This is a genomic window from Flavobacteriales bacterium (assembly GCA_013214975.1).
GTDB lineage: Bacteria > Bacteroidota > Bacteroidia > DT-38 > DT-38 > DT-38.
This window is the reverse complement of sequence record JABSPR010000461.1, coordinates 1-3,467: the sequence shown is the minus strand read 5'-3', so window position 1 is coordinate 3,467 and position 3,467 is coordinate 1. Positions and strand designations below refer to the sequence as shown.

Below are 3,467 nucleotides of genomic sequence, written 5' to 3'. Positions count from 1 at the left end.
TCCGCAATTTGTGCAATGGTATCCCTAAAGTTCTCAGCAATTAATCTTAGCACTTCTAGTTTCTTTCCCTTGATCTGAACATCAATAGGAGCGGGCTTTCCTTCATTGAGAGCAGCTGTTATAAGCCCACCAGTATTAAAGCTGATTTCTATTCCAGGAAACTGAGAACGCATTTTAGATCTTAATCTATTCGCGTACTCGACTGTCCTTACTTGATGATCTTCTGTTAGCTGAACTCCAATAAAAGCATCTTGTGTACCTGAGTTTGGTGTGTATGCCGCAGGTAGATCATAGAAGATACCAATGTTTGAGATAATCTGTTGAAGTTCTTCGCCGGTTTCCGCACGAATCAACTCTTCCATCCTTACGATGGTTTCCGATGTTTTTCTAAGAGGAGTTCCTGATTCCATTCGGATTTGGATTTCCATCTGACCAACATCAGATGCTGGGAATAGCTCATAACCTAAATTACTCATTAGGAATAAGGAGCCAATGAAAGCTGCGATTGTCCCCAATAAGATTGGTTTGCGATTGTTTAAGGCCTTCGAAAGGCTAATTTGATACTTCTCCTTCCGTCGTTCAATAAACTTCTCAAATGCCGTTTTTTTCTTTTCCTTCTCGCTATCCGGTAAGTAGTCTTTAAAGAAATAGGCCGCTGCAATCGGTATCAATGTTAAGGAAAAGATGTAAGATCCTAGCATTGAGCCTGCTACGGTTATGGCTAGTGGAGAAAAGAGGAATTTTGTAATTCCTGTTAAAAACAAGACCGGGAAGAATACTGCGATTATTACTAATGTGGAGGCTAGAACAGGATTGGCAACTTCCTTAGCAGCCTCTAATGCGGCAACAGCTGGGGCTTTTCCCATTTTTAAATGTCGGTCAATGTTTTCAAGAACAACAATAGAATTATCTACTAATAGACCCAGTACTAAGGCAATCCCGCCAAGTGTAATGCTGTTGATGGACTGATCCGTAATGAAAAGTATGATGAAAGTGAATAGAATGGAAAGAGGTAAGCTGATCGATACAATTAAAGCAGATCGGATGTTACCCAAGAAGAGTATTAATACAATTATCACGAGTACTAGGCCACCTATTCCAGCATTTACAAGTCCACTAATTGAGCTTCGCACATAAGATGATTGGTCGAATATTACATCTAGGTTAACATCTTTCGACATTCTTTGCTTTAAAAGAGGTAGAGCTTTCTTTACTGCCTCAACAGATGCAATTGTGTTAGCCCCAGGCCGTTTAAAGATTGGGAGATATACTTGCTCCTTGCCATCTACTCTGGCTATATTTGTTTGAATTGCAGCGGCATCTGTGGCTTTACCTACATCTTTGATGTAGATAGGTTTTCCGTTCTTGTAAGTGATAACAATATCATTAAAATCCTCCACATGTGTGATCATTCCTTTGGCATCTATGCCGTAATTGATGTCGCCAATTTTTGCAATTCCAGAAGGAATCATTGTAGTGTTCTCATGGATCGCATCGTTAATCTGTGTTTGCGATATACCTAAAGCCTCAAGCTTAGCCGGGTCAACGTATATATATATTCTTCTTAACTGACCGCCATACGCAGCAGGAGCAATGATTCCTTTAACACTGCTAAGCATTTGACGCAAGTTGTAATATGCCGCGTCGTACAGTTCTTTCCCGCTTTTTACATCACTACTAACAGTAAGAAGCATCAATGGCTTAGAGGCCGTTGGGTCAAACGGTTGGACCATCGGTGGTAATGTTCCCGGGGGCTGATAGTACATGTCAGACATGGCGTAAGCACTAGTATTGGCCATTGCTTCAGCAGGGTCTACGCTTTCATCATAAAAATTTGTTACAATACTAACACCTACAATGCTTTTAGAAAGCTGTTTCTCAATACCTGGAGATTGACCTGTCCACCTTTCCATTCTGCTGGTAATGTCTTTTTCTACAACTTGAGATGGCATACCAGGATAGAGCGTAAGTATTTGCATCGCCGATTTTTTAAATTGTGGCAATATATCTACTGGCATCCGAGGGATGAGTACAGTTGCTAAAACGCCCACGATTATGGCGAATACGACGACTAGGAAAGGATTTTTGAATCCAGTATTTATCATTTATAGTAAAATCTTGCTAGAAACCGGTTAGTGTTTCACTTGCTTGTTTGTAACACTAAAAATAGGGCATTAAAGGAAGAAGATGAGGCTATCCGCCTATGCGAATCATACTTCTTTTTGACAAGTTCTTAACGATTTCTTCTTCGTTTTGAAATTCAGGAAGTCCGCCACACTGTTTCTCTTTGTTAGCAACAGATTGCATGATAATTGATTCGATACTTTCACCATTACGGTGAGCAGTAAGTAAGTCGAGTTCTTCAACACCGAACAGACAGTTTTTAATTTTACCATCGGCTGTTAATCGAAGCCTGTTACACGATCCACAAAATGGGTTTGTTACGGAGCTAATGATTGAGAAGGTTCCCTTGAAGCCGTCAACACGATATGCTTTTGATGTGCTATGCTCGTTATCAACAAGTTTTTTAATGGAATATACATTCGAAACCTTGTCTGTTATCTCTTTATAACCGAAAACTTTTTCCCAATTCCAGTTGTTACCATCAAAAGGCATGAACTCGATAAATCGAATATGTATTGGCTCATCTCTTGTCCATTCAACAAAGTCGATAATTTCATCGTCGTTAACGCCACGCATTACTACTACGTTGATTTTAATGGTATATCCTTCGCTTTTCAGCAATTCAATATTGTTGCGAACGTCTTTATATAGTTTGCGTCTGGTGATTTGGTTGAATTTTTCTTCGCTCAACGAATCCATACTAATGTTGATGTTTCTTAGGCTTGCTTTTTTAAAGCTGTCCATGAACTTATCAATATGGGCGGCATTCGTGGTAATAGCGAGCTCAACTGGCATTTTACCAAGTGCCTCAATAATTTCAGCAGCATGTTTACAAACCAATGGTTCGCCACCTGTAAGTCTTATTTTCTTTACGCCTAGATCAACGAATGTTTGTGCAATATCAATTACCTCGTCTTTCTTCATGATCTTGGAAGCATCCCCTAGTGGGATTCCCTCTGCGGGCATGCAATAGAAACAACGCATGCTGCACTTCTCAGTAAGCGAAATGCGCAGATAATCGTGTGTACGCCCAAAAGTATCTTTAAGCATGATTAGTGTTTGCCGTCGTTCATAATGTGAAACACATGTAAAATGTAAGGGAAGAGGGCGTCCATGCTTTCTTTGGCACCACCTGTGGATCCCGGGAAGGTTAGGATAAGTGTATTGCCTATAGTTCCAGCAACTCCTCTAGATAGCATGGCATAAGGCGTTCTTGCTTGACCATAAGTCCTTGCTGCTTCCATCATTCCTGGAATTTCTCGTTCTAGAAGAGGGGCAATTGTCTCAGGGGTTTTATCTCTAGGAGATAAGCCGGTACCACCTGTTATGATTATTAGGTTTAC

3 protein-coding genes are annotated in these 3,467 nt (G+C 40.4%); all 3 read right to left on the bottom strand.

Features of this window, described 5'->3' with window-relative positions:
* Nucleotides 1-2,105, bottom strand: a 2,105-nt coding sequence (locus tag HRT72_14255; GenBank protein ID NQY68872.1) for an efflux RND transporter permease subunit, incomplete at its 3' end; no start/stop codon positions are given.
* Between the two features lie 88 nt (nt 2,106-2,193).
* Nucleotides 2,194-3,174, bottom strand: a complete 981-nt coding sequence (gene moaA / locus HRT72_14250) for a GTP 3',8-cyclase MoaA (GenBank protein ID NQY68871.1) — start codon at nt 3,172-3,174, stop codon at nt 2,194-2,196.
* A gap of 2 nt (nt 3,175-3,176) precedes the next feature.
* Nucleotides 3,177-3,467: bifunctional molybdenum cofactor biosynthesis protein MoaC/MoaB (locus tag HRT72_14245; protein NQY68870.1), on the bottom strand; the 291-nt coding region annotated here is incomplete at its 5' end.